The sequence below is a fragment of the Janthinobacterium sp. GW821-FHT03C08 genome, from assembly GCF_059420905.1.
In genome coordinates this window covers 1-1424 of record NZ_JBWKUP010000045.1, presented here as the reverse complement: position 1 = coordinate 1424, position 1424 = coordinate 1, and the positions used below count along the sequence as shown (strand labels likewise).

At 63.7% G+C, this 1424-nt stretch carries 1 protein-coding gene; it reads right to left on the bottom strand.

Annotated features, from left to right (window positions below; translation table 11 throughout):
* Positions 1-1424: sulfoacetaldehyde acetyltransferase (gene xsc / locus AC07VL_RS27975; protein WP_494808747.1), on the bottom strand; the 1424-nt coding region annotated here is incomplete at both ends.

Below are 1424 nucleotides of genomic sequence, written 5' to 3'. Positions count from 1 at the left end.
GTCATCGTTTCCATCAGGCTCATGCCCCAGGCGCCGTCGCCCGCATACGACACGGCCGGACGGTGCGGTGCGGCAACCTTGGCGCCGATGATGGTCGGGAAGGCATAGCCGCAGTTGCCAAAGCTCATCGCCGCAAAGAAGCTGCGCGGCTTCTCGAAGCGCAGATAGCTGTTCGCCACCGAATTGATGTTGCCGATATCGGTCGACACCATCACGTCTTCCGGCATGGCTTTTTCCAGCTCGCGCAAGACCTGGCGCGGGTGCAAATAATTGCCCGGCTCTTTCTTCTGCTCTTCGATCATGTCCAGGCTGTACGCATCCTTTTCATGGGTCCAGTTCGTCAATTCCTCTTCCCATGCGGCCTTCTCCGCTTGCACGGTGGCATAGCGCGCGTCGCGCGTGGCGTCGCAATCGAGGGTCTTGCCGTCCAGGCGGGCAATAATCGCCTTGGCGGCCGCCTTGGCGTCGCCGCAGATGCCCACCGAGATCTTTTTCACCAGGCCCAGCATCTTGTTGTCGGCGTCGATCTGGATGATCTTGGCGTTTTTCGGCCAGTAATCCATGCCGTGCTGCGGCAGGGTGCCGAACGGTCCCAGGCGCGAACCGAGGGCGACGACGACGTCGGCCTGGGCGATCAGCTTCATCGCCGCCTTGGAACCCTGGTAGCCCAGCGGGCCGCACCACAGCGGGTGGCTGGCGGGGAACGAGTCGTTGTGCAGATAGCTGTTGACGACGGGGGCGCCCAGGCGCTCGGCCAGGGCCTTGCATTCTTCGATGGCTTCGCCCATGACGACGCCGCCGCCAGAGATAATCACGGGAAACTTGGCCTTGGCCAGGAGCTCGGCCGCATCGTTGAGGCTTTGCTCGCCGCCGGCGCCGCGGTCCAGGCGGTTCGGTTTCGGGATTTCCGCCTTGATTTCGCCATAGAAATAGTCACGGGGAATGTTCAGCTGCGTCGGGCCCATTTCCGACATGGCGCGGTCGAAGCAGCGGCCCGTGAATTCCGCCATGCGGGCCGGATTGGTGACGTGGCCCTGGTATTTCGTGAATTCCTCGAACATCGGCAACTGGTTCGCTTCCTGGAAGCCGCCCAGGCCCATGCTCATCGTGCCCGTTTCCGGCGTGATGATGACGACGGGGGTATGCGCCCAGTAGGCGGCGGCGATGGCGGTGACGCAATTACTGATGCCGGGGCCGTTCTGGCCGATGACGACGCCATGGCGGCCCGAGACGCGGGCATAGCCGTCGGCCATGTGGCCGGCGCCCTGCTCGTGCACGACGGGAATCAGCCGGATGCCGGCGGGGGCGAAGATGTCCATCGGGTCCATGAAGGCCGAGCCCATGATGCCGAACATGTCGGTCACGCCATTGGCGGCCAGGGTTTCCACGAACGCTTCGGAAGGCGTCATCTTTTGCGGGCCTGC